21 protein-coding genes are annotated in these 20,964 nt (G+C 61.6%); 6 read left to right on the plus strand and 15 right to left on the minus strand.

Annotated features, from left to right (window positions below; translation table 11 throughout):
• Positions 1-201 precede the first annotated feature (201 nt).
• Entirely contained in the window at positions 202-2,094 is a 1,893-nt protein-coding gene (locus Q7V03_RS21905; protein WP_304927701.1) for a potassium transporter Kup, read from the minus strand.
• Positions 2,095-2,204: 110 nt separating this feature from the next.
• Between Q7V03_RS21905 and Q7V03_RS21910 the strand changes: the two genes are divergently transcribed.
• Together Q7V03_RS21910 and Q7V03_RS21915 are read left to right on the plus strand one after the other, a co-directional pair.
• Entirely contained in the window at positions 2,205-3,770 is a 1,566-nt protein-coding gene (locus Q7V03_RS21910) for an ATP-binding protein (RefSeq protein WP_304927702.1), read from the plus strand.
• Entirely contained in the window at positions 3,767-4,480 is a 714-nt protein-coding gene (locus Q7V03_RS21915; protein ID WP_304927703.1) for a response regulator, read from the plus strand. Before Q7V03_RS21910 ends, Q7V03_RS21915 begins: the two co-directional genes overlap by 4 nt.
• On the opposite strand, the gene Q7V03_RS21920 is transcribed toward Q7V03_RS21915, so the two are convergent.
• Positions 4,477-5,619: an alpha-D-ribose 1-methylphosphonate 5-triphosphate diphosphatase gene (locus Q7V03_RS21920; RefSeq protein ID WP_304927704.1), complete on the minus strand. Its 1,143-nt coding sequence runs from the start codon at positions 5,617-5,619 to the stop codon at positions 4,477-4,479. The genes Q7V03_RS21915 and Q7V03_RS21920 overlap by 4 nt on opposite strands.
• An 85-nt stretch (positions 5,620-5,704) precedes the next feature.
• On the opposite strand from Q7V03_RS21920, the gene Q7V03_RS21925 reads away from it, so the two are divergent.
• On the plus strand, positions 5,705-6,388 hold the full coding sequence (locus Q7V03_RS21925; RefSeq protein ID WP_304927705.1) for a DUF1045 domain-containing protein: 684 nt from the start codon (positions 5,705-5,707) through the stop codon (positions 6,386-6,388).
• Here the strand turns inward: Q7V03_RS21925 and phnN are convergent.
• The 8 genes from phnN to phnG are packed head-to-tail and all read right to left on the minus strand — an operon-like array spanning position 6,370 to position 12,346.
• Entirely contained in the window at positions 6,370-6,903 is a 534-nt protein-coding gene (phnN, locus tag Q7V03_RS21930) for a phosphonate metabolism protein/1,5-bisphosphokinase (PRPP-forming) PhnN (protein ID WP_304927706.1), read from the minus strand. The two genes, Q7V03_RS21925 and phnN, sit on opposite strands and share 19 nt — an antisense overlap.
• Positions 6,900-7,583 (minus strand): phosphonate C-P lyase system protein PhnL, encoded by a 684-nt coding sequence (gene phnL / locus Q7V03_RS21935; protein ID WP_304927707.1) that lies wholly within the window; start codon positions 7,581-7,583, stop codon positions 6,900-6,902. Before phnL ends, phnN begins: the two co-directional genes overlap by 4 nt.
• Positions 7,580-8,542 (minus strand): magnesium transporter CorA family protein, encoded by a 963-nt coding sequence (locus Q7V03_RS21940; protein ID WP_304927708.1) that lies wholly within the window; start codon positions 8,540-8,542, stop codon positions 7,580-7,582. Before Q7V03_RS21940 ends, phnL begins: the two co-directional genes overlap by 4 nt.
• Position 8,543: 1 nt before the next feature.
• Positions 8,544-9,353, minus strand: a complete 810-nt coding sequence (gene phnK / locus Q7V03_RS21945; protein ID WP_304927709.1) for a phosphonate C-P lyase system protein PhnK — start codon at positions 9,351-9,353, stop codon at positions 8,544-8,546.
• A complete protein-coding gene (locus Q7V03_RS21950) occupies positions 9,353-10,231 on the minus strand; it encodes an alpha-D-ribose 1-methylphosphonate 5-phosphate C-P-lyase PhnJ (protein ID WP_304927710.1) in 879 nt (292 codons plus the stop codon). Before Q7V03_RS21950 ends, phnK begins: the two co-directional genes overlap by 1 nt.
• Positions 10,228-11,310, minus strand: a complete 1,083-nt coding sequence (locus Q7V03_RS21955) for a carbon-phosphorus lyase complex subunit PhnI (RefSeq protein ID WP_304927711.1) — start codon at positions 11,308-11,310, stop codon at positions 10,228-10,230. The genes Q7V03_RS21950 and Q7V03_RS21955 overlap by 4 nt, the downstream gene beginning before the upstream one ends.
• Positions 11,310-11,876, minus strand: a complete 567-nt coding sequence (gene phnH, locus Q7V03_RS21960) for a phosphonate C-P lyase system protein PhnH (protein WP_304927712.1) — start codon at positions 11,874-11,876, stop codon at positions 11,310-11,312. The genes Q7V03_RS21955 and phnH overlap by 1 nt, the downstream gene beginning before the upstream one ends.
• Positions 11,873-12,346 carry a phosphonate C-P lyase system protein PhnG gene (phnG, locus tag Q7V03_RS21965; protein WP_304927713.1) on the minus strand — a complete coding sequence of 158 codons (474 nt, stop codon included), beginning with the start codon at positions 12,344-12,346 and terminating at the stop codon, positions 11,873-11,875. Before phnG ends, phnH begins: the two co-directional genes overlap by 4 nt.
• Before the next feature lie 92 nt (positions 12,347-12,438).
• Here phnG and phnF point away from each other — a divergent pair, with 92 nt between their 5' ends.
• Together phnF and Q7V03_RS21975 are read left to right on the plus strand one after the other, a co-directional pair.
• Complete coding sequence (gene phnF / locus Q7V03_RS21970) at positions 12,439-13,185, plus strand: phosphonate metabolism transcriptional regulator PhnF (RefSeq protein ID WP_304927714.1); 747 nt, start codon at positions 12,439-12,441, stop codon at positions 13,183-13,185.
• Between the two features lie 65 nt (positions 13,186-13,250).
• Positions 13,251-14,432 (plus strand): alpha-D-ribose 1-methylphosphonate 5-triphosphate diphosphatase, encoded by a 1,182-nt coding sequence (locus tag Q7V03_RS21975; protein WP_304927715.1) that lies wholly within the window; start codon positions 13,251-13,253, stop codon positions 14,430-14,432.
• A gap of 246 nt (positions 14,433-14,678) precedes the next feature.
• On the opposite strand, the gene Q7V03_RS21980 is transcribed toward Q7V03_RS21975, so the two are convergent.
• The 5 genes from Q7V03_RS21980 to phnC form a co-directional block, all read right to left on the minus strand.
• Positions 14,679-15,296 carry a chloramphenicol acetyltransferase gene (locus Q7V03_RS21980; protein WP_304927716.1) on the minus strand — a complete coding sequence of 206 codons (618 nt, stop codon included), beginning with the start codon at positions 15,294-15,296 and terminating at the stop codon, positions 14,679-14,681.
• A gap of 313 nt (positions 15,297-15,609) precedes the next feature.
• Positions 15,610-16,929 (minus strand): phosphonate ABC transporter, permease protein PhnE, encoded by a 1,320-nt coding sequence (phnE, locus tag Q7V03_RS21985; protein WP_304927717.1) that lies wholly within the window; start codon positions 16,927-16,929, stop codon positions 15,610-15,612.
• A 1-nt stretch (position 16,930) separates the two neighbouring features.
• Positions 16,931-17,809: a phosphonate ABC transporter, permease protein PhnE gene (phnE, locus tag Q7V03_RS21990; RefSeq protein WP_304927718.1), complete on the minus strand. Its 879-nt coding sequence runs from the start codon at positions 17,807-17,809 to the stop codon at positions 16,931-16,933.
• A 58-nt stretch (positions 17,810-17,867) separates the two neighbouring features.
• The gene (phnD, locus tag Q7V03_RS21995) at positions 17,868-18,758 is read right to left on the minus strand and encodes a phosphonate ABC transporter substrate-binding protein (protein WP_304927719.1); all 891 of its coding nucleotides are present in this window, start codon (positions 18,756-18,758) and stop codon (positions 17,868-17,870) included.
• A 50-nt stretch (positions 18,759-18,808) separates the two neighbouring features.
• The gene (gene phnC / locus Q7V03_RS22000; RefSeq protein ID WP_304927720.1) at positions 18,809-19,621 is read right to left on the minus strand and encodes a phosphonate ABC transporter ATP-binding protein; all 813 of its coding nucleotides are present in this window, start codon (positions 19,619-19,621) and stop codon (positions 18,809-18,811) included.
• A gap of 219 nt (positions 19,622-19,840) precedes the next feature.
• On the opposite strand from phnC, the gene Q7V03_RS22005 reads away from it, so the two are divergent.
• Positions 19,841-20,944: an ABC transporter substrate-binding protein gene (locus Q7V03_RS22005; protein WP_304927721.1), complete on the plus strand. Its 1,104-nt coding sequence runs from the start codon at positions 19,841-19,843 to the stop codon at positions 20,942-20,944.
• Positions 20,945-20,964 lie beyond the last annotated feature (20 nt).

Raw genomic sequence — 20,964 nt, forward strand, 5'->3', positions numbered from 1 at the left:
TGCCCAGGTTGCTGAGGGCATAACGCCGAAAATCGGCAACACACACGACGGCCGTTCGCGCCGAAGGGCCGGACAACAGGCTCACCAATCCAGCCGAAGGAAAACCGTTCCAGTTCCCAGACTATTTCAGCGGCCGGCTAAAGCCAGATCTGGTTAAAGCCAGACCGGGTTACAGCCAGACCGGGTTAAAGCCAGATCTGGTTAAAGATTGACCTGCGTGCCGATTTCGACCACCCGACCTGCAGGAATGTGGAAATAGTCCGACGCCCCGGCGGCATTGCGCGCCATAAAGATGAACACCCGGCGTTGCCAGCCAGGCAATGTGCTTTTGCTCGACAGCTTCAAAGATCTGCGTGAGAGCAGGAACGAGGTCGACATGATGTCAAATTTCCAGCCCAGCTTGCGGCACAGGATCAGGCCTTCGGGGACGTTGGGGTCTTCCATATAGCCATAGGTCAAAGTGATGCGGCGGAAGCGCGGGTTGATTTCCTCCATCTGCACGCGGTCTTCAATGGCGACACGCGGGATGGTGGCAGTCACAATCGTCAAGATCACATTTTGCGCGTGCAGGCTTTTGAAATGCTTCAGGCTGTGCATCAGGGCGACCGGGGCAGTGTCGGGGCTTGAGGTCAGGTAGATCGCGGTGCCGGGGATCACCGGGATCGGCTTGGTTTCGATCTGCCGCAGAATGGTGGTCAAAGCCACCTCGGCCTCATGTTCCTTGCGCACCAGAACGGCGGTGCCTTGCCGCCATGTCAGCATCACGCAGATCACCAAGGCGGCCAAAGCCAGCGGCACGTAGCCGCCGTCAAACACTTTCAGCAGGTTCGCGCCGAGAAAGATCAAATCGATCAACAGGAAGGGGGCCATAAGCAGGGTTGCGGCCCAAAGCGGCCAGCCCCAATGTTTATTGACCACAATCAGCGCCAGCAATGCTGTCACAACCATCGTGCCCGTCACGCTGATACCATAAGCATGAGCCAGCGCCGCCGAATTTCCAAAGCCCACCACCAATGCCAGCACCGCCACCAGCAACAGGGCGTTGACGCTGGGCAGATAGATCTGGCCTTCCTGCGTTTCCGAGGTATGACGGATTTTCAACCGCGGCAGCAGACGCAGCTGGATCGCTTGCCGGGTGAGGGAAAACGCGCCGGTGATCACGGCTTGGCTGGCGATGATCGTCGCCATCGTGGCCAGAAGCACGACAGGCAGCAGTGCCCAATCGGGGTACATCAGATAGAACGGGTTCGCGAGCGCCTCGGGATGCTGCAACACCAGCACACCTTGGCCCAGATAGTTCAGCACCAGCGCCGGCAGCGCCACCGCCACCCAAGCCAAAGTGATCGGGCGGCGGCCAAAATGGCCTAGATCGGCGTAAAGCGCCTCTGCCCCTGTGACCGCCAGAAACACCGCGCCCAAAACGATCAGACCGACCGAGCCATGTTTGACCAGAAAGCGCGCGGCGTGGATCGGGTTGAGTGCATTCAAAATCGCCGGATCGGTCACGATTTGCGCAAGCCCGCCCCAAGCCAGCACGCCAAACCACACCAGTGTTATCGGGCCAAACAGGCTGGCCACCGCCGCCGTGCCTCGCGATTGCACCGCAAACAGTGCGACGATGATCACCAGGGTGATCGGCAGCACATAGGCGTCAAGCTGGCTGGTCACCAGGCTTAAGCCTTCCACCGCAGACAGTACCGAAATCGCAGGCGTGATAGCAGCATCGCCGTAAAACAGCGCCGCCCCCACAAGTCCGGCCATCAGCACCAACGTGGTTTGCCGCCCCATCGCCCGTTGCGCCAAGGCCAACAGCGACAGCGTACCGCCCTCGCCTTGGTTATCGGCGCGTAGCAGGATCACCACATATTTCAGCGTCACCACGACGAACAGCGCCCACAGGATCAGCGACAACACCCCCAACACGCTTTCGCGCCCGGTGTCACCCACCGCATCGCCCGCCGCCCGCACCGCCTCGCGGAAGGCATAAAGTGGCGAGGTGCCGATATCACCGTAAACCACCCCGATGGAGCCCAATGACAGCGCCAGAACGCCGGGATGTTTGCGAATGGGACGGCTAAGGTCTGTGGTGGTCACGGCATTGATCCTGAAAAAGCCATCTCTGGCGGATTGTGGGCAATCTGGGGATTGCTGCATAAGGATGCGACAGGGGGTTTGCGCCCCGGCATAAGGATTGCGTAAAGATCATGGACAGCGCAGCCTACGCGGCTAAGACTTCGGCGATGCTGACGTCTGTGCCATTGCTGCCACAACAGGAAGGCTGGGCCGCTCTGCCCAGACTGCCGCAAATGCTGGGGGCCGCGCTGTTTCTGGCGGCTGCGGCCTTGGGCACGCATCTGACAAAGGATAGTCTCCCCGAACCTTCAGGGCTGTTTTTGTTCTTTTTCGCCGTGCTGTTGGCCGCCGTGCGCTTTGGGTTTTGGATCGGCATTGCCACCGCCATTGCGGCCTTCACGCTGTTCAATTTCCTGTTCGTGGCCCCACTTTATACACTGGCCATCGCCAAGCCCGGCGACCTGCTTGTGCTGGCGGAATTCCTGTGTGTCGCGGGGCTGACCGGCTTTCTGGCCGGGCGGTTGCGCGAAGAAGCCAATGCCGCCAAATCCCGTGCGGCGGTGCTAGAAGTGCTTTCGGCCTTTGCCAGCGATCTAGCCGAGGCGGATGAGCCCTTGGCTGTCGAGCAGGCGTTGGTGATCCATGCCACTGCGCTGGCGCATGGGCCTGCGCTGGTGCTGCACGCCCGCGATCCTAACGCCAGCTTGGAGGTCACCGATCTGCAACCGCCCGATCTGCAAGCCCCAGACCTGCAAGCGGCCGAGCGCGCTTTTCGCCGCCACATTCCGCAAGACGCTGCCGAGCCGGGGCAGCAGGGCGGCCGCTATACTTTCCTGCCGTTGATGCAGCAGGGGCAGGTTGTGTTGGTGTTGGGCTATCACCGCCTTGATGCCCAGTGGCCCGATCGCTTTGCCCGCGCCGCCGCCATCGAGGTGATCTGTCACCAAGCCAATCTTGCGCTGGAACGCCTGCGCTTTGCCCAAGCCGCCGAAGATGCCCGCACCGCCGCCACGCGTGAGCAGTTGCGCGCGGCTTTGCTCACCTCGCTCTCCCACGATCTGCGCACGCCTTTGGCCACTATTCTGGGCGCGATCACCAGCCTGCGCCAGTTGGGCGCGACCCTGCCGCCCGCCGCGCGCGACGATCTTGCTTTGGCGATTGAAGAAGAAGCGCAGCGGCTGGCGAGTTATGTTGACAACCTGTTGCACATGACCCGGCTGCAAGCCGGATTGTCACTGCATCTGATCTGGGTCGATCCTGCGGATGTGATCGCAGCGGCAGTGGCACGCGCCCGCCGGGCCTTCCCGCTGGCCGAGATTACGGCTGATCTGCCCGACCTGCCGATGATCCGCGCAGAATCTGCGCTGCTGGAGCAAAGCCTGTTCAACCTGATCGACAATGCGGTGAAATTCTCAACCCCACCCGCGCGGATCGCAATTACCGCCCGCGTGCTGCCCGCAAGCCTGACCCTGACCGTCACAGATCAAGGCCCCGGTATTGCGCCCGACGCGCTTGCGCAAATCTTCACGCCGTTCTTTCGCGCCAATCCCAACCTGCCCGGCACTGGCCTTGGCCTGACGATCTGCCACGGCATCACCGCAGCGCTGGGTGGCAGCCTGACCGCCGAAAGCCCGGTTGCAGACGGCCACGGCACCGCGATGCACATCTCGCTGCCCTTGCCGAAAGTCTCAGCATGAGTACCCTCCCAATCTTGTCTAAACCGCTGACCCTGCCAAAGCCCTTGATCCTGATCGTCGACGACGAGCCGCAGATTCAACGCTTTCTCGGCCACGCTTTGGCTGCATCTGGCTATGACACCTGCTTTGCCGCCACCGGGCAGGGCGCTTTAGAGGCCGTGGCAGCGCAAAAGCCCGACGCGATGATCCTTGATCTCGGCCTGCCCGATCTGAACGGCAAGGCGGTGATCGAAACCCTGCGCGCCAAATCCAACCTGCCCATCATCGTGCTATCGGCGCATGATCAGGAGATGGAAAAAATCATGGCGCTAGACCTTGGGGCAAATGATTTCGTCGCCAAGCCCTTTGGCATCGGCGAACTTCTCGCCCGCTTGCGTGCTTGTCTACGCAAGGCCCCGCAGCCCGAGGATATTCTGCGTCAAGGCCCGCTGGTGATCGACCTTCCTGGCCATACCGTGACCCGCGACGGAGCGCCGGTGCATCTGACGCCGACAGAGTTCGATCTGCTGGTTATGCTGGCGCGCAATCCGGGCCGGGTGCTCAGCCACCGCCAGATATTGCTGCAAATCTGGGGCCCGGCGCATGGCGAGGATGTGCCTTATCTGCGCGTCTTCATCGGCCAGTTGCGCCAGAAGATTGAGTCCAACCCCAGCGCCCCCGACCTGATCCGCACCGAACCCGGCATCGGTTATCGCTGGATGGCGGATTAACCTACCCGCTGCCCCTGCACCCAAGTCCCCCGCAAAGCTGCAGCGCCAGCAACCCGCGCCACCCTAATCACATCACCCCGTGCGCCAAGCGTTAGCGTTCCGCGATCCATAAGCCCCGCCGCCTGCGCCGGCGCTTGCGTCACACAGCGCACCCCGCGCGCCACATCGCCCCACAGATCGCCCAGCAGCAAAGCCGCCGACAGCAGCGCCGACGGCACATAATCCGACGACACAATATCCAGCAAATCCGCCTCGGCCAGCTTGCTTGCCGCGACATTGCCGGAATGTGAGCCCCCTCGGATCAGGTTCGGCGCCCCCATCATCACCTTGATGCCCTGCGCATGGCAGGCTCGTGCTGCCTCCACCGTGGTTGGAAACTCGGCAAAATGTGCGCCGTGCTGGGCCGAGGTTGCAACTTGCCCGGCGGTGGTGTCGTCATGGCTGGCAAGAACCGCTCCAAAACGACGGGCTTCCGCCACCGCCGCCGCCTCATGCGCTGCGCCCAACCGCGTGGAAATCGCCACCTGTTCGGCGACATGGCTCTCGAACTCGCTCTCCGAAAGCCCATGCTTGCCGCAAACATAGGCCCGCAACTGGGTGATGTCGCGGAATTGCCGCTGACCGGGGGTGTGATCCATCAACGACACGATGCCGATGCGGTCGGCAGGACCGAATTTCGCCAGTTCGGCGATCAGGGTTTCGGAACACACTTCCGCCCGCAGGTGCAGAAAATGGCTGATTTTCAGCGCGCCCTTTTCCCGCAGCCCCAGAATTTCGTTGGCCAAATGCCGGGCGTATTCGCCGTAATTCATCTTCTTCGACGAGGTGATCGACCCCACCCGTAGCGCGTCGAACACCGTGGTGATCCCTACACTCGCCAGTTCGGCATCATGTGCGATAATGGCGCTTGCATGCGGCCAGTTCACCTTCGGACGCGGCTCGATATGGCGTTCCAGATTGTCGGTGTGCAACTCGATCAACCCCGGCATCAGCAGATCGCCCCTGCAATCCACAGCGCCTTGTGGGATCGCAGTGCCTTGATCTATCGCAGTAATCACGCCGTCTTCAACGCGGATCGCCCCATGGATCACTTCAGTTGGCAGAACCAGCGTGGCATTGGCAAGGATCGTCTCGGTCATCATCAGGCCTTCATTGTGCTTGTGTGAAACAGATGGCAGAAAACTGTCACAACGGTGTGACGATGGGCGGGTAAAGGCGGCGGCTATGGACCAGATGAAACGCTTTGCGATCTACTATGTGCCCGAACCGGGAGCCTTCGCCGATGCCGCAGCAAGCTGGCTCGGCTGGGATCTGGCACTGGGCGCGCCCGTGCCGCAACCCATGCCCGACCTGCCGCGCCCCTTGGCCGACATCACCGCCGAGCCGCGCAAATACGGCTTTCACGCTACCTTGAAGCCGCCGTTCCGTTTGGCTGACGGCGTCAGCCCCGCCGATCTGACGTGGGCTACGGCACGACTGGCCACCAGCCTTGCCCCGCTGGAGCTGCCGGGGCTTCAGATGGTCAACCTCGAAGGTTTTCTCGCCCTGACGCCTGCGGGTGACACCTCTGCGCTGCAAAACCTCGCTGCCGAAGTGGTCCGTACGCTGGATCCCCACCGCGCTACTCTGACATCCGCCGAAACCGCTCGCCGCCGCCCGGAACGTCTGACGCCGCGCCAGCGCGATCTGCTTTCGATCTACGGCTATCCCTATGTGATGGACCAGTTTCAGTTTCACCTGACTCTGTCCGGCCCGCTGGATGAGGGCGAAACCGCTGTCACCAAAGCCGCCGCCAATCACTTCGCGGGCCTGATCCCGCAACCGTTTCACATCCGCGAAATCTGCCTGTGCGGCGAGGATGCCACGGGGCGCTTCCACCTGCTGCACCGCTACGCCCTCAGCGCATAAATCAGCTTTGCCACGCCCTTCTCGGGCGTCGCGTCATTGCGGATCTCGATTGCCGGAACCCCTTCAGGCAAAGCATAATTAGCCCGCTGCAACCGCGCGATGATGTCGGCGTGGCTCTCCCGCCCGCGTGCGGCCAACCGATCCGCTAACACCTCTAGCGGTGCTGAAATCTGGATCACCCGTAGCCCCGGAAACGCCGCGAGTGCCGCAGTCATCGCCGCGCGCGAGCCATTGATCAACACATCCCGCCCGTCTTCCAGCGGTTTCAACTCTGCAACAGGCACGCCATAGCAAAGCCCATGCGCCTGCCAGTGCAGCGCAAATTCTCCCGCCTGCAGGCGCTCCTGAAAAATGCTTTCAGTCACCCCTTCAAACGGCTCACCCCCCGCCACACTGTCCCGCGTGATCACCCGTCGCGCCCAGTGCAACCGAGGCTCCGCTGCCGCCGCCCCCGCCAGCAGGGTATCCTTGCCCGCCCCCGAAGGCCCAACAACCAGAAACACCCGGCCCGTCATGCCGCAGCCTTGGGGGTAAAATCGCGCACATCCACCACGCGATCGCAGACCCGGTCCCGAGCGGCCTCATCATGGAAAATCCCTAAAATCGCAGCGCCCCTTGCTTTGGCCTCTTCGATCAACCCCAGCACAACCTCGCGGTTTACCGCATCCAGACTGGCGGTCGGCTCGTCCAGCAACAGCGCCGGATAGGGATGTGCAAAACCGCGCGCAATGTTGACCCGCTGCTGCTCACCGCCCGAGAACGTCGTCGGCGACAGCCCCCACAACCGCTGCGGAATGTTCAGCCGCGCCAGCAGTTCCGCCGCCCGCTCTCGCGCCGCATCCCCCGGCACGCCAAGGTTCAGCAGCGGCTCGGCCACCACATCCAGTGTTGGCACCCGAGGCACCACCCGCAGGAACTGGCTGACATAGCCCAGCACCTGCCGCCGCAGCGCTATGATCTGCCGAGGTTGCGCCTGCGCCACATCCAGGCCGCCCACCATAATGACACCCGAGGCCACCAGATAATTGCCCCAAACCATCCGAATTAGCGTCGATTTGCCCGCACCCGAGGCGCCGATCAGCCCGACACATTCACCCGGGCGCACATGCAAGTTCGCCCCCGCCATCACCGGGATCACCGCAGCCCCTTGATTGTGCAGGGTAAAACTTTTCGCCAAATCCCGAATTTCAATCATAGCCAGCGCTTCCATTTGAAGAAAAGATAAGTTCCGCTGGCCGAGGCCAGCATCAAGATCAGTGCCAAAGGATAGCCGTATTGCCACGCAAGTTCCGGCATATAGGCAAAGTTCATCCCATACAGGCTGGCGATCAGTGTCGGCGGCATGAACAAAGCGGCGACCACCGACACGATCCGCACCGTGACGTTTTGCGACAGGTTGATCATGCCAAGTGTCGCATCCGAGGTCAGCGCCAGACGCGAGCCTAAGAAATCGGCATGCACCTCCAGCGCCTGCAAATCCCGCATCAGGCCCTTAACTAAGGGCCGCAAAACATCGCCCTCGCTCCGGTCGGAAAGGGTTTGGCCAAAGAAACTGACCGCGCGCTCCACCGTGAGCAGACCCAGTCGCACCCGGCCCAAAAGGTCGCCCTCACGCCCGACCCTTTCCAACGCGTTTTGCAGGGTATCCGCCTGCAAGCCCTTCGCCCCGCCGCTGTAAATCCCCGAGGCGACATCATCCAAGCCGCGCCCGATGCCCTCCAGAATATCGGCCATCCGGCCAATTATTTCCTCAATCAACCCCAGAAACAGCCGCTCTGGTCGGTCACAGCCGGGCCCAACTTTGTCGGCGCGGCCCGGGTAGGTCTCAAACGGGCGCGGCGCGTGGTGGCGCACGGTGATCAGGCGATCCGCTGAAAGGATAAAGCAAACCGGGCCAGAAATCGGCGCCTTGCTTTCGGACAGTCCGGGCAAAACCACCGTCATATGATCCGCCCCACCTTCCCGATACAGGCGGTTGGAGATTTCGATCTCCTCCATATCCGCCAGCGTCGGCACGGGCAGGCCCAGCCGCGCGACATCGGCGGCTTGGTTGGACAGTGGGCGATATAGGTCTATCCACAACGCTGCCGACAGGTCGACAGGCAGCGGCATCTGGATCAACCCACCTGCTTCCGGGCGATAGGCAAACAGCATGTCAGACCTGCAACACGGACGAGACGAGAAGTTGCGTGTAGCTGTGCTGCGGATCGTCCAAAACCTGATCAGTCAGGCCCTGTTCCACCACATGCCCGCCCTTCATCACCATCAGTCGATCCGCAAGCAGCCGCACCACAGCCAGATCGTGCGTGACGATGATCGCCGACAGCCCCATCTCCCGCACCAACCCGCGCAACAGGTCCAACAACCGCGCCTGCACCGAAACATCAAGCCCCCCGGTCGGCTCATCCATGAATACCAGTCGCGGCCCAGTCACCAGATTGCGGGCGATTTGCAGGCGTTGCTGCATGCCGCCCGAGAAGGCACGTGGGCGGTCGTCAATGCGGTCGGCGGCGATCTCGACCCTGCCCAGCCAATCCACCGCCGTCGCACGAATATCGCCGTAGTGCCGCGCGCCGACGGCCATCAACCGCTCGCCCACATTGCCGCCCGCCGAAACCCCCATCCGCAAGCCATCGCGCGGGTTTTGATGCACAAACGCCCAATCGGTGCGCGCCATCTTGCGGCGTTCGGCCTCTGCCATCGTCACAGTATCGCGCGGGCCTTGGGCGGTTTCAAAAATCACCCGGCCCGTGTCTGGGGCCAGATGCCCGGCCAGACACGACAAAAGCGTCGACTTGCCAGAGCCACTTTCCCCCACAATGCCAAGCACTTCACCGGGAAACAGATCAAACGATACGTCTGCACAACCAATCCGGTTGCCATAATTTTTGCTCAACCCCTGCACAGAAAGCAGTGGCTTATCTGCATTCACCTTGGCCCAAATACTCAAATCCACCGCGCCCATCACGCACCGCCTTTCAGAACTGGCACACCCAAGGCCCCCAAATGCCCCGCCTCACACCGGGTGCGGCAAAAGTCGGTGTCCGAGCAGACAAACATCCGTCCGCCCAGATCATCGATGATTACCTCATCGAGATAACTCTCGCCCGCGCCACACAGATCGCAGTCATGTGGGGCTTTGCTGGGCTCAAACGGGTGGTCGTCAAAATCGAGGCTCACGACATGTGTAAACGGCGGCAGCGCATAAATCCGCTGCTCGCGCCCCGCGCCAAACAGTTGCAGTGCCGGGCTGTTCGACAGTTTTGGATTGTCAAATTTCGGGATCGGCGAGGGATCCATCACATAGCGGCCCTCGACCTTCACCGGATAGGCGTAAGAGGTGGCGATGGTTCCGTGCCGCGCGATATCCTCGTAAAGTTTGACGTGGATCAGGCCGTATTCTTCCAACTCGTGCATCTTGCGGGTTTCGGTTTCGCGAGGCTCCAGAAAGCGCAAAGGTTCGGGAATTGGCACCTGATAGACCAGAATTTGCCCCGTCGTCAGCGCCGCTTCAGGAATGCGGTGGCGGGTCTGGATCAGCGTGGCCTCTGCCGTCGCTTCTGTCACCGCCACCCCCGCCGTGCGCTGGAAGAACTTGCGGATCGACACTGCGTTGGTGGTATCATCGGCACCTTGGTCGATCACCTTCAGCGTGTCATCCGGAGTTAGGCACGCCGCCGTCACCTGCACGCCGCCAGTGCCCCAGCCATAAGGCATCGGCATCTCGCGGCTGGCAAACGGCACTTGATAGCCAGGAACCGCTACGCCTTTCAGGATCGCGCGCCGGATCATCCGCTTGGTCTGCTCATCGAGATAAGCGAAGTTATAAGCCTGATCGGTCATTCTGCGGCCTCCTGCGTGGCGAACACTTCCGCGCGCAGACGGCGCACCAGTTCCAGTTCGGATTGGAAATCAACATAGTGCGGTAGCTTGATATGTTCGAGAAACCCGGTCGCCTGCACGTTATCGGCATGCATCAGCACGAATTCTTCATCCTGCGCCGGAGCCCCGGTGTAATCCTCGCCCAGTTCGGCCCAGCGCAATGACCGATCCACCAAAGACATTGCAATCGCCTTGCGCTCGGTTTGGCCAAACACCAAACCATAGCCCCGGGTGAACTGCGGCGGCTCGGTTTTGCTGCCTTTGAACTGGTTCACCGTCTCGCATTCGGTCAACTCTATCTCGCCGATCTCCACGGCAAACCCCAACTCTGGGATCTCCATTTCCACCGCAACCGCGCCAATCCGCAACTCGCCGACAAAAGCATGAGTGCGCCCGTAGCCGCGCTGGGTCGAATAGGCCATCGACAGGATAAAGCCCTCATCCCCCCGCGTGATGGCCTGCAAACGCAGCGCGCGTGATCCCGGCAATTCCATCGGCTCGCGCGTCAAATCCGCAGGCACATCGTTGCCCAAAGGTTCCGCCTCGATCATGCCATCACGGTCGAGCATCGCCATCACATGCGGCACCGCCTCCATCGCGGCCGGAGCGGTTGCGGCCTGCGATACCTCGCCCTCTGCCGCCAGTTTGAAATCCAGCAGACGGTGTGTGTAGTCAAAGGTCGGCCCCAAGACCTGTCCCCCCGGCAAATCCTTGAACGTCGCCGAAATCCGCCGAATGACAGCCATCTCAGCGGTATCCACCGGGCAAGACGCGCCCAGCCGGGGCAGGGTGGTGCGATAAGCCCGGATCAGGAAAATCGCCTCAATCAGATCGCCACGCGCCTGTTTGATCGCCAAAGCGGCGAGGTCTGGATCATACAAAGACCCCTCTGCCATCACCCGGTTCACGGCCAGCGACAACTGCGCCCGTATCTGCGCCACGGATAACTCCGCCACGCCCAGATCACCGCGCCGTTCTTCGGCCAACCACGCATGGGCATTGTCTATCGCGCGCTCGCCGCCCTTTACCGCCACATACATTAGACAGCCTCCACATAGGTTGATCGGGGCAGGGCGGCGACTTTCGTGCCGCAGGTGAAGAAGCAATCAAACCCCAACGGGAACAGCGCCCGGTTCGCCTGAAAAGCCGCCACTTCGGGCAGCGACAGATAAGCCACATCGGCAATCCCCGGCCCGCGCAGCACAGCCCCTTTCGCCTCCAACGCAGGCATTTCGACGATCAGTGTCGCAGCGCGGTCCGGGTAATCCGGCAAACCGATGGCAAACTGCCCCAAGGGCTGCAAAGCCTGCCAATCGCCCAGAGCGAACACCGCAGCCTCAGCCGAAACCAAAGGCGCGCCGCAATGAAAGGTGATCCAATCGCGCACCGGCGCGCAGTCAAACGCCCCCGCCAAATGCAGCGGCGTCGTGCCATCGCACAATGTCAACAACAACACCCCCGCCGCCACCGACAGCGGCGCAGGCGGCACAGCCCCGCTTAGATCCCGGATGTTCCCCGGCTGCGACAGCACGCTCAGCGCCGCGCGGAACGCATGCGACGACTGCACAGCAGCGTCCACAAACCCACCCAACAACGCGTCATTCATTGGTCTTCCCCCCGCACCAAAGTGAAAAACTCCACCTTCGTCGCAGCCGCCTTCGCCGCTCGACTGGTCCGCCGGGCGATTTCTTCGGCCTGCAACGGAGCCAGCACAGCCGCCCGCAAAGCCTCGGCCTGATCGGTCTGCATCAACGCATCCACCACAGCCGCCCGCACAGCATGGCCCTTGTCTCGGCCCTGCACATGGGCATGGCCCACCGCACCCGACCCCAACCGCAAAGCGCAGCGCGTCACCGTCATTTCGCCCAAATTGAACGGCAGCCCGTTGCCGCCAATCCGGCCCCGCACCATCACCGCGCCAATCTCCGGCGCTCGCAGCAAGTCATGTGTCGGGATTTCGGGGCACAAATCGGCTAGCCGCGCGGGTTTGGCGCGGGCCAACAGGCCCATCCAAGCTTTGCGGGCGGCCAAAGTCTCAGAACATGGGGTTGCAGCTTCAAGCGGTGTTTGCGTCATCTTGATCCCGACATCTTGCGAAGTTGTCCATTAATCTATACAACTAGACAAATCATTATCCGAGGAGCCTGCGAAATGCATGTGAAGTTTTGGTGACAAAGCCAACAATCTGGCGATCCATCGCCGAAACCCTCAGCGCAGAGATTTCCTCGGGCCATTACCGCCCCGGCGACAAACTCCCAACCGAGGCCGCTCTCTCTGCCCGCTTCGGCGTCAACCGCCACACCGTCCGTCAGGCTTTGGCAAGCTTGGCCGAGGCAGGCGCTGTGCATGCCCGCCGTGGCGCAGGCGTTTTTGTCACCGCCACCCCCACCGATTACGCCCTCAGCCGCCGGGTGCGGTTCCATCAAAACGTGCTGGCCTCAGGTCGCACCCCTTCGCGGCAGATCCTGCGGCAAGAAACCCGCGCGGCTGACCCCGGCGAAGCCGCCGCCCTGCACCTGCCCGCAGGCGCTTTGGTGCAGGTGGTCGAGGGCCTTTCTCTCGCCGATGGCACCACGTTGGCGATGTTCCGCTCGATCTTCCCCGCCGCGCGCTTCCCCAATCTACTGGCGGCGATGACCCGCCACGGATCGGTCACTGCCGCCTTGGCCGAGGCGGGCCTCACCGACTACACCCGCGCGGAAACCCGCATCACCGCGATTGCTGCCGATGCCTTGCTGGCGCTGCATCTGCGGCAGAGCCAAGGTGCTCCGCTGCTGCGCTCTGTCGCGGTGAATGTCGATGCCGCAGGGCAACCCATCGAATTCGGCACCACATGGTTCGCAGGTGACCGCGTGACTTTGACAGTCTCACCAGAGGCCATCGATGCAGGTGAAACTGTGGATAAACTGTCATAAGCCCGTTGCGTGGCACTGGTACTCCAGCCGATAATCCCCAGTTGCCCCCGTTCCCGGAGCCCGCAATGCCACTGCCCTTGCCCCCCCTGCGACTGACCGGCGCGCATATTCTGCGCGATGGCGCCATGCAGCAACGCTCCATCGGGCTAGCGGATGGCAAGATCACCCGCGGCCCACTGCCCGAGGTAGATCTGTCAGGATTTCTGATCCTTCCCGGCATCATCGACCTACATGGCGACGGGTTCGAGCGTCACATGGCCCCTCGCCCCTCGGCCCCGTTTCCGCTTGCCGCTGGCCTCGCCTCGTTTGACCGCGAAGCTGCAGCGCATGGTGTGACAACTGCCTATCTGGCGCAGGGGTGGAGCTGGGAAGGCGGCCACCGTGGCCCCGATCATGCCGAAGCCTTGATGATCGCCCTCGACAGCTACCGTGCCCAATCCCTGACCGACCTGCGGCTGCAAATCCGCGCTGAGACGCATTTGGTCAGTGAAACCGCTCGCCTGATCGCCGCTGTCAAACGCCATCGGATCGGCTATGTGGTGTTCAATGATCATCTGTCCGAAGGCCTGCACATGGCCCGCATCGCGCCCACCGATTTCGCCGCTTGGGCGCGCAAAGTTGGCAAAACCGCCGAGGAGCTCGCCGAGGCCATCGAATCTGCCGCCGCCCGCGCCAAAGAGGTGCCGCGCAGCCTGTGCACCTTGGCCGAGAATTTCGATGCCTTGGGCGTGCTTTACGGCAGCCATGATGACCCCGATGGCGAAACTCGCGAGTTCTATTCGATGATCGGCGCGAAGATCGCCGAATTTCCGCTGACCCGCCGTGCGGCGTCGGCGGCGCATGCGATGATGAGCCCGGTGATCATGGGCGCGCCAAACGTGGTGCGGGGGCGCTCGCAGGCGGGGAATGTCTCGGCGCTCGCGTTGGTGTCGGATGGGCTGTGCGATGTGCTGGTGTCGGATTACCACATCCCGGCGCTGCCTTTGGCGGTCTGGGGGCTGGTGGATCGTGGCGTGATGGGGTTGGCGCAGGCTTGGGCTTTGGTTTCAAGCCGCCCGGCGGAGATTATGCGGCTGGTCGATCGGGGTCGGCTGGAGCCGGGATTGCGCGCCGATATGGTGATTGTAAACGCCGAGACTCGCGGCATTGAGGCGACGATTTCGGCAGGCCGTTTAAGCTATCTGGCAGGCGAGGCCGCGCGGCGGTTTGTCAGCCAGCCTGAGGCATTGCGGTTGGCGGCGGAGTGAAGTCCCAACTCGGGACCTTTTTTATTCGTTTTATTTCAGATACTTAATGATATGAATTTAAAGGATTTTTAACGTTTCCGCGCTTCTCGGCCTATAGTCTGACCAATATGCAAGTGCCGTCCAAAGGGGCATTGAGCCGCTTTGGACGGCGCTGCCGAAGCAAAACTGCGCGGGCCCGATCATTCTTCCCGTGGTAACGCCGCAGAAGGGGGCGCGATGCCCCCGAGGGCGGCACTTGGTGAGCGGTCAGCCGTGATACTTTTCCAAGAAAGCCTCGACGGTCAAGCTGCGGAAATCGGGCAGGGCGGTGCGGAGCAGATCGTGGCTCCAATCCCACCAAGCGAGGGCTTGCAGGCGCTCGGCTATCGCTGCGGGGAAGCGGGGACGCAGCGGGGTGGCGGGGAGGCCGGCCATGATCATGTAGGGGGCAACGTCTTTAGTGACCACGGCACCGCTGGCGATCACCGCCCCTGCGCCGATGGTGACATCTGGTTTGATAATGGCGCCGTGGCCGATCCAGGTGTCGGGGCCGATGATGGTGCGGCGGGCGTGGCGCGCTTCAAAAAAGGCATCGTCATCGGTCGCATCATCCCAGTAGGCGCTGCTGCGATACAGGAAATGGTGCAGGCTGGCGTTTTGCATCGGGTGGTCGGTGGGGCCGATCCTTGTCATCGCGGCGATGTTGGCGAATTTGCCCACCGTGGTGTTGGTGATGTCGGAGAATTGGTCGCAGTAGCTGTAATCCTCAAAGCTTGAGTTGAGGATGCGGCTGAAGCGGCCGATCTCGCAATAGGCTCCGAAACTGGTATTTTTGATCTGGCCGTCGGGGTGGATCAGCGGGGTGTTGGCGGAGAGTTTGGTCATTTTGGCTTTCTTGTCCGCACGTGGACAGGGAGGAGGTCTATGTGATTTCAATGGGTTAGGGGAACCTGTTCACCGCTTGTTAACGATTTGACCTGAACGTAGGGGCCGTCCGCAGGGGCATCGAGCCCCTTTGAACGGCGCTGCCGGGGAAAGATTGCGCGGGCGGTTTGAACTTTCCAGCGGCAGCTGCCGCAGGAGGGGGCTCGATGCCCCTGAGGGCGGCATCTGGTTATCGGATGGTTGGGCTGAAAGGCGGGAGCCTCCGGCGGGAGTATTTTGAAAAGAGCAATTCGACCGGGGCGCGGCTTTTGCTTTACCGCCCGATCAGTTTGCGGCGCAGCCAGCCCGAGAAGCTGTCCATCGCCATCACCATCAGCACGATCAGGATCATGTAATAGGCGACATCCTCCCAATCCTTTTGGGTGATGATGGCTTGGGTCAGCAACAGGCCGATGCCGCCGCCGACGATGGCACCGATCACCGTGGCCGAGCGGGTGTTGGATTCGAGGTAATACAGCACTTGGCTGAGCAGGATGGGTGCTATTTGCGGCAGCACGCCGAAGCGGGCGCGTTGCAGCGGGCCTGCGCCGGTGGAGCGGATGCCTTCGACTTGTTTTTCGTCGATGTTTTCCAGCGCTTCGGAGAAGGTTTTGCCAAAGGTGCCGCTGTCGGTGAGCAGGATCGCCAAAGCGCCGGTCATCGGGCCGGGGCCGAAGGCGCGGGATAGGATGATGGTCCAGATCAGGCCATCGACGCCGCGCACGAAATCGAACAGGCGGCGGAAGGCGAAGCGCACGCTGCGGAAGGGGGTGAAGTTACTCGCGGCGAGAAAAGCGAGGGGCAAAGCGATCAGTGCCGCGCCCATGGTGCCAAGGAAGGCCATCAGCACGGTTTCAAACAGCGCCCAAGCGACATCGCCGTGGTGCCATTGTTTGTTGTGCCAGAACTCCGACGCCATATAGCTGAGGTTGCTGCGGGCGGGGTCGAGGCGTTCGCCGCCCAGTATCGCGGTCAACTGGCCGTAGGATTTGTCGTAGAATGGGCTGTCGAGGGTGAAGAAGAACAAAGCCCAGCCGGGTTGGTATTTGAAGGTTTCCACCTTGGAGCGCGAATAGGCGAAGCGGCCTTGCGGGGTGGTGACGGAAATGCGGGTGTCGGTGACGTTGATCCAGTCGGGGATGGGTTGCGGGGCGGTCAGTTTCAGCTTGCCGCTTTCGGGCTGGATGTCGATCACGCCATAGCCGGGGACGTTGTAGCGCGCGCCGCGTGTGTCATAGGTGACGATGTTATCTTTGCCGAGGTCGATGGTGGTGGTGTCGCCATCGGTCTTGACCCAAGCCGGATATTGGTTGGGGGCGAAGGTGGCTTTTGCTTCGCCTTCAATCGAGACGGAGAGTTTGTCGGTGCGGTTGTCGCGGGTGACATGGGTTTTATAGGCAACAAAATCGGACAGCAGGATCTTGGCGTTGTCCATCCGGGCGCGGGCGGCAAGGCCGGGGATGTCAAAGCTGATGAACAGATACGACAGGTAGATCAGCAGCAGCACCGGGATGGAAAAGGCGGTAAGGCGGCGGGTTTTGAATTGGTGCTGCACGGTGGCATAGGCGGTGCCGAACTGGCTTGCATCAGTCATCTTACTGTCCCTTTACCAGACGGTTGCGGGCGTAGCCCGACAGTTGGTCGAAGACCACGATGGCGCAGAACAGAAGGGCGAAGATGGCGATGACCTGATCGTATTTACCGCCACCCCATTGCATTGCCAGTTTCAGATCATAACCGATGCCGCCCGAGCCTACGAAGCCGAGGATGGCAGAGGCGCGGATGTTGATCTCGAACCGTAGCAGGGCGTAGGACAGCCAGTTCGGGGCGACTTGTGGCAGGATGCCGAGCCAGATTTGCTGGCTCCACGAAGCGCCGGTCGAGGCGAGGCCTTCGACGGGTTTCAAATCAGCATTTTCGGCAGATTCCGAGAACAGTTTGCCCAAAGCGCCAGCGGTGTGGAAGGCGATGGCGAGCACAGCGGGGACGGGGCCACCGCCCAAGATAAAGATCAGGATCAGCGCGATAACGATCTCGGGGATGGCGCGCATGATATCGGCAGAGCGGCGGAACAGCGGGGTGAGGATGGGGAAGCGCGCAAGGTGGCGGGTGGAGCCGAGCGCGAGGAAGGCTCCGAAGGCGCCGCCCAGCAGGGTGGCGGCAGCGGCGATGTTGATGGTTTCGATCAGAGAGGGCAGATATTGCCACAGCAGCGCCGGTATGTTGGCGCGGTTTGTCCATGCTTCGGACAGGACTTCGGCGGGGAAGGCGTGCAGTTGGTGCAGGCCGGACAGGAAATCTCCGGCGTTGCGGTCTTGGGCGGTTTTGAAGCCGGAGGCCATCAGGGCCACGAACAGGATCAGCAGGATGAACCCGTAAAGCCGCTTGCGGCGGGTCTGGTGGATATAGGCCTCGGTGGGGTTGTTCAGATCGGGGCGTTTGCCCGGCTCTGGCCCGAAGGTGATGTCAACCATGTGGCCTCCAAATGAAAAACCGGACCCGCTTGCGCGGGCCCGGCGATCGGTGCTGAAATTACTCGCCGGAAAGTTTGCGGGCTTCGACAATGCCGAGATACATGTCGTGGCTGGCGGGGACGAAGTCTTTCGCGTCACCCGCGGCGACTCCGTAGGCGCATTTCGCGTCGGTTTCCCAAAGGTCAGCGGTCAGTTTGGTGACTTTGGCTTTCACATCCGCCGGAAGGGCGGCGCGCACCACCATCGGGCCTTCGGGAATCATCTTCGAGCGCCAGATTTCCACCAGATTGTTCATGTCAACAAGGCCTGCATCGGCGGCTTTGCGGAAGGCGCCCGAAGCATAGCCGTCTTCCCAGTTGCCGATGCCATCGGCCCAAGACACGCCCGCATCGAAATCGCCATTGTTGACGCCGACGATGGTTTGCTCATGCCCGCCCGAGAATTTCACTTCCGAGAAGAATTTGTCCAGCGGACCGTAGGCTGCGATCATTTCAGCCGCAGGCACGAGGTAGCCCGAGGTCGAGTTCGGCTCGCCAAAGGCGAATTTCTTGCCCTTGGCGTCTTCGACCGTCTTGATGCCCGAATCAGCGCGGGCGAAGGCGATGGAGTAATAGCCGGTCGAGTCGTCAAGGTTTTGCTTGGTCAGTTCAACCGTGACGGCGTTCGGGTCGGTCAGGTAGATCTTGGCATAGGCCGAAGCGCCGAGCCACGCCATATCAAGCGTGCCGCCGAGCAGGCCTTGGATCACGCCGTCATAGTCAGCAGGGGTAAAGACCTTGACCGGAACACCCAGCTCTTTTTCAATCGCAGCGCGGTAGCATTCGTTCGAGGTCATGCGGTCTTGGGCGTTCTCGCCGCCCAGAATGCCGATGTTGAATTCTTTCAACTCTTGCGCATGCGCAGAGGTGATGCAGGTGGTGGCAGCCAGAACGGCAAGCAGCTTTTTCATGGTCGTCTCCGGTTATGGGCCATTGGGGGCCTTGGTAAACTTGGTGGGGGTCAGGCCAGCATCGACTCGGCGTACGCGTCGTCTTTTGGGCCGGTGATTGCGGTGGATGTGGCGGATTCGTTGAAGCTGGCGTCGGCACCGTAGATATCGCGGGCGACGCCAGTGGTCAGTTGGTCCGGGGTGCCGTCAAACACCACACGGCCATCGCGCATGCCGATGACGCGGTCGCAGTAGCGGCGCGCAGTATCCAGCGTGTGCAGGTTGGCGATCACCATGCGACCGTCTTCCTCGTGGATGCGGCGCAGGGCATCCATCACCACTTGCGCGTTCATCGGATCGAGACTGGCGATGGGTTCGTCCGCCAGAATAACCTTGGGGTCTTGCATCAGCGCGCGGGCGATGGCGACGCGCTGTTGCTGGCCGCCCGACAAAGCTTCGGCGCGTTTGGGGGCTTGGTCGGCGATGCCCAAGCGGTCAAGGATCTGCATCGCGCGGCCGATGTCGGCATCCGACCACAGGTTGAACATGGTGGCAAAAGTGGAGCGGTGGTTGAGCAGCCCGTGCAGCACGTTCGAGGCCACATCCATCCGGGGCACAAGGTTAAACTGTTGGAAAATCATCGCGCATTGGCCCTGCCAGCCGCGCTTTTCCGCCCCGTTCAGGGTTAACACGTTGCGACCTTCAAAGGTGATCTCGCCAGAGCTTGCATCGGTCAGACGGTTCATCATCCGGAGCAAAGTCGACTTGCCCGCCCCCGAACGCCCGATCACGCCGACGAAAGCCGAGCGATCGATTTGAAAGCTGACATGATCCACGGCGGCTTTGTGACCGAACAAGCGTGTGACATTTTCGACCTTCAGCATCGCGGTCTCCTTTTGGTTAGGGCGGCTGATACGCCGGATTCGTGACGGTTGGTTGTCGCGGGTGTGACGGTTGGGTAACAAAGCGCCGTCGGTGCAACCAACTGATGCGACACAGAAACTTCATCAGTTTGTTACCTCCCCGTCATGCGAGGCCCCTAGATCACCGCTTTAGCAACCGTGCGGGCAAACCTCGGCGGGTCGGCTTAACAGGAGACTTCCATGACCGTTTTCAAAACCTTGACCTCGGGCGTCAGCCTGATGGCGATGCTGGTGGCTGGTGCTGCCTCGGCGCAGAGCCTTGAGGAAATCACCGCAGCGGCGAAAGCTGAAGGCAATCTGACCACCATCGCGCTGCCGCATGACTGGTGTGGCTATGGTGCCGTGATCGAGGGCTTCAAGAAGAAGTACCCCGAGATCGCCGTGAACGAATTGAACCCGGATGGCTCGTCGGCAGATGAGCTGGAGGCCGTGCGTGCCAACAAAGGCAACACCGGCCCGCAAGCGCCGGACGTTTTGGACGTTGGCCTGTCGTTTGGCCCCGCTGCCAAAGAAGAAGGCCTGATCCAGCCGTACAAAGTCAGCACCTGGGACAGCATCCCGGACAGCGCCAAGGATGCCGATGGCTTCTGGTATGGCGACTATTATGGCGTGATGGCGTTCATCGTGAACACCGATATGGTCAAGAACGTCCCCGCCGATTGGTCGGACCTGATGAAGCCGGAATATGCCGGCGCTTTCGCTCTTACCGGTGATCCGCGCTCGGGCAACCAAGGCCTGATGTCGGTGATGTCGGCTGGCATGGCGATGGGCGGGGCTCCGGGGGCTGACTCGGCCGCCAAAGGGCTGGAATTCATGGGCGCGCTGAACAAGGCTGGCAACTTCGTGCCCGTCGCTGGCAAAACCGGCACCATCGCTCAAGGCGCTACCCCGATTGTTGCAGCTTGGGATTACAACGCTTTGGCTTGGCGCGACACGCTGGCAGGCAACCCGAAAGCCGAAGTGATCATCCCGGCTTCGGGCACTTTGGCGGGGGTTTATGTGCAGGCGATCAGCGCTTATGCACCGCATCCGAATGCCGCGAAGCTGTGGATGGAATACATCTACTCTGACGAAGGCCAACTTGGCTGGTTGAACGGCTATTGCCACCCGATCCGCTTCAACGATCTGGCCGCGCGCGGCGTGATCCCGGCGGATATGCTGGCGAAACTGCCGCCCGCCGCTGCTTATGAGAAAGCCGTTTTCCCAACCTTGGAAGAACAGGCTGCGCATAAAGAGGCCGTGACCGCTGGTTGGGATGCAACCGTCGGCGTCAAGGTCGAGTAATCTTTTAAACCGCCCCCTGG

The organism is Cypionkella sp., from assembly GCF_030652235.1.
Lineage (GTDB): Bacteria > Pseudomonadota > Alphaproteobacteria > Rhodobacterales > Rhodobacteraceae > Cypionkella.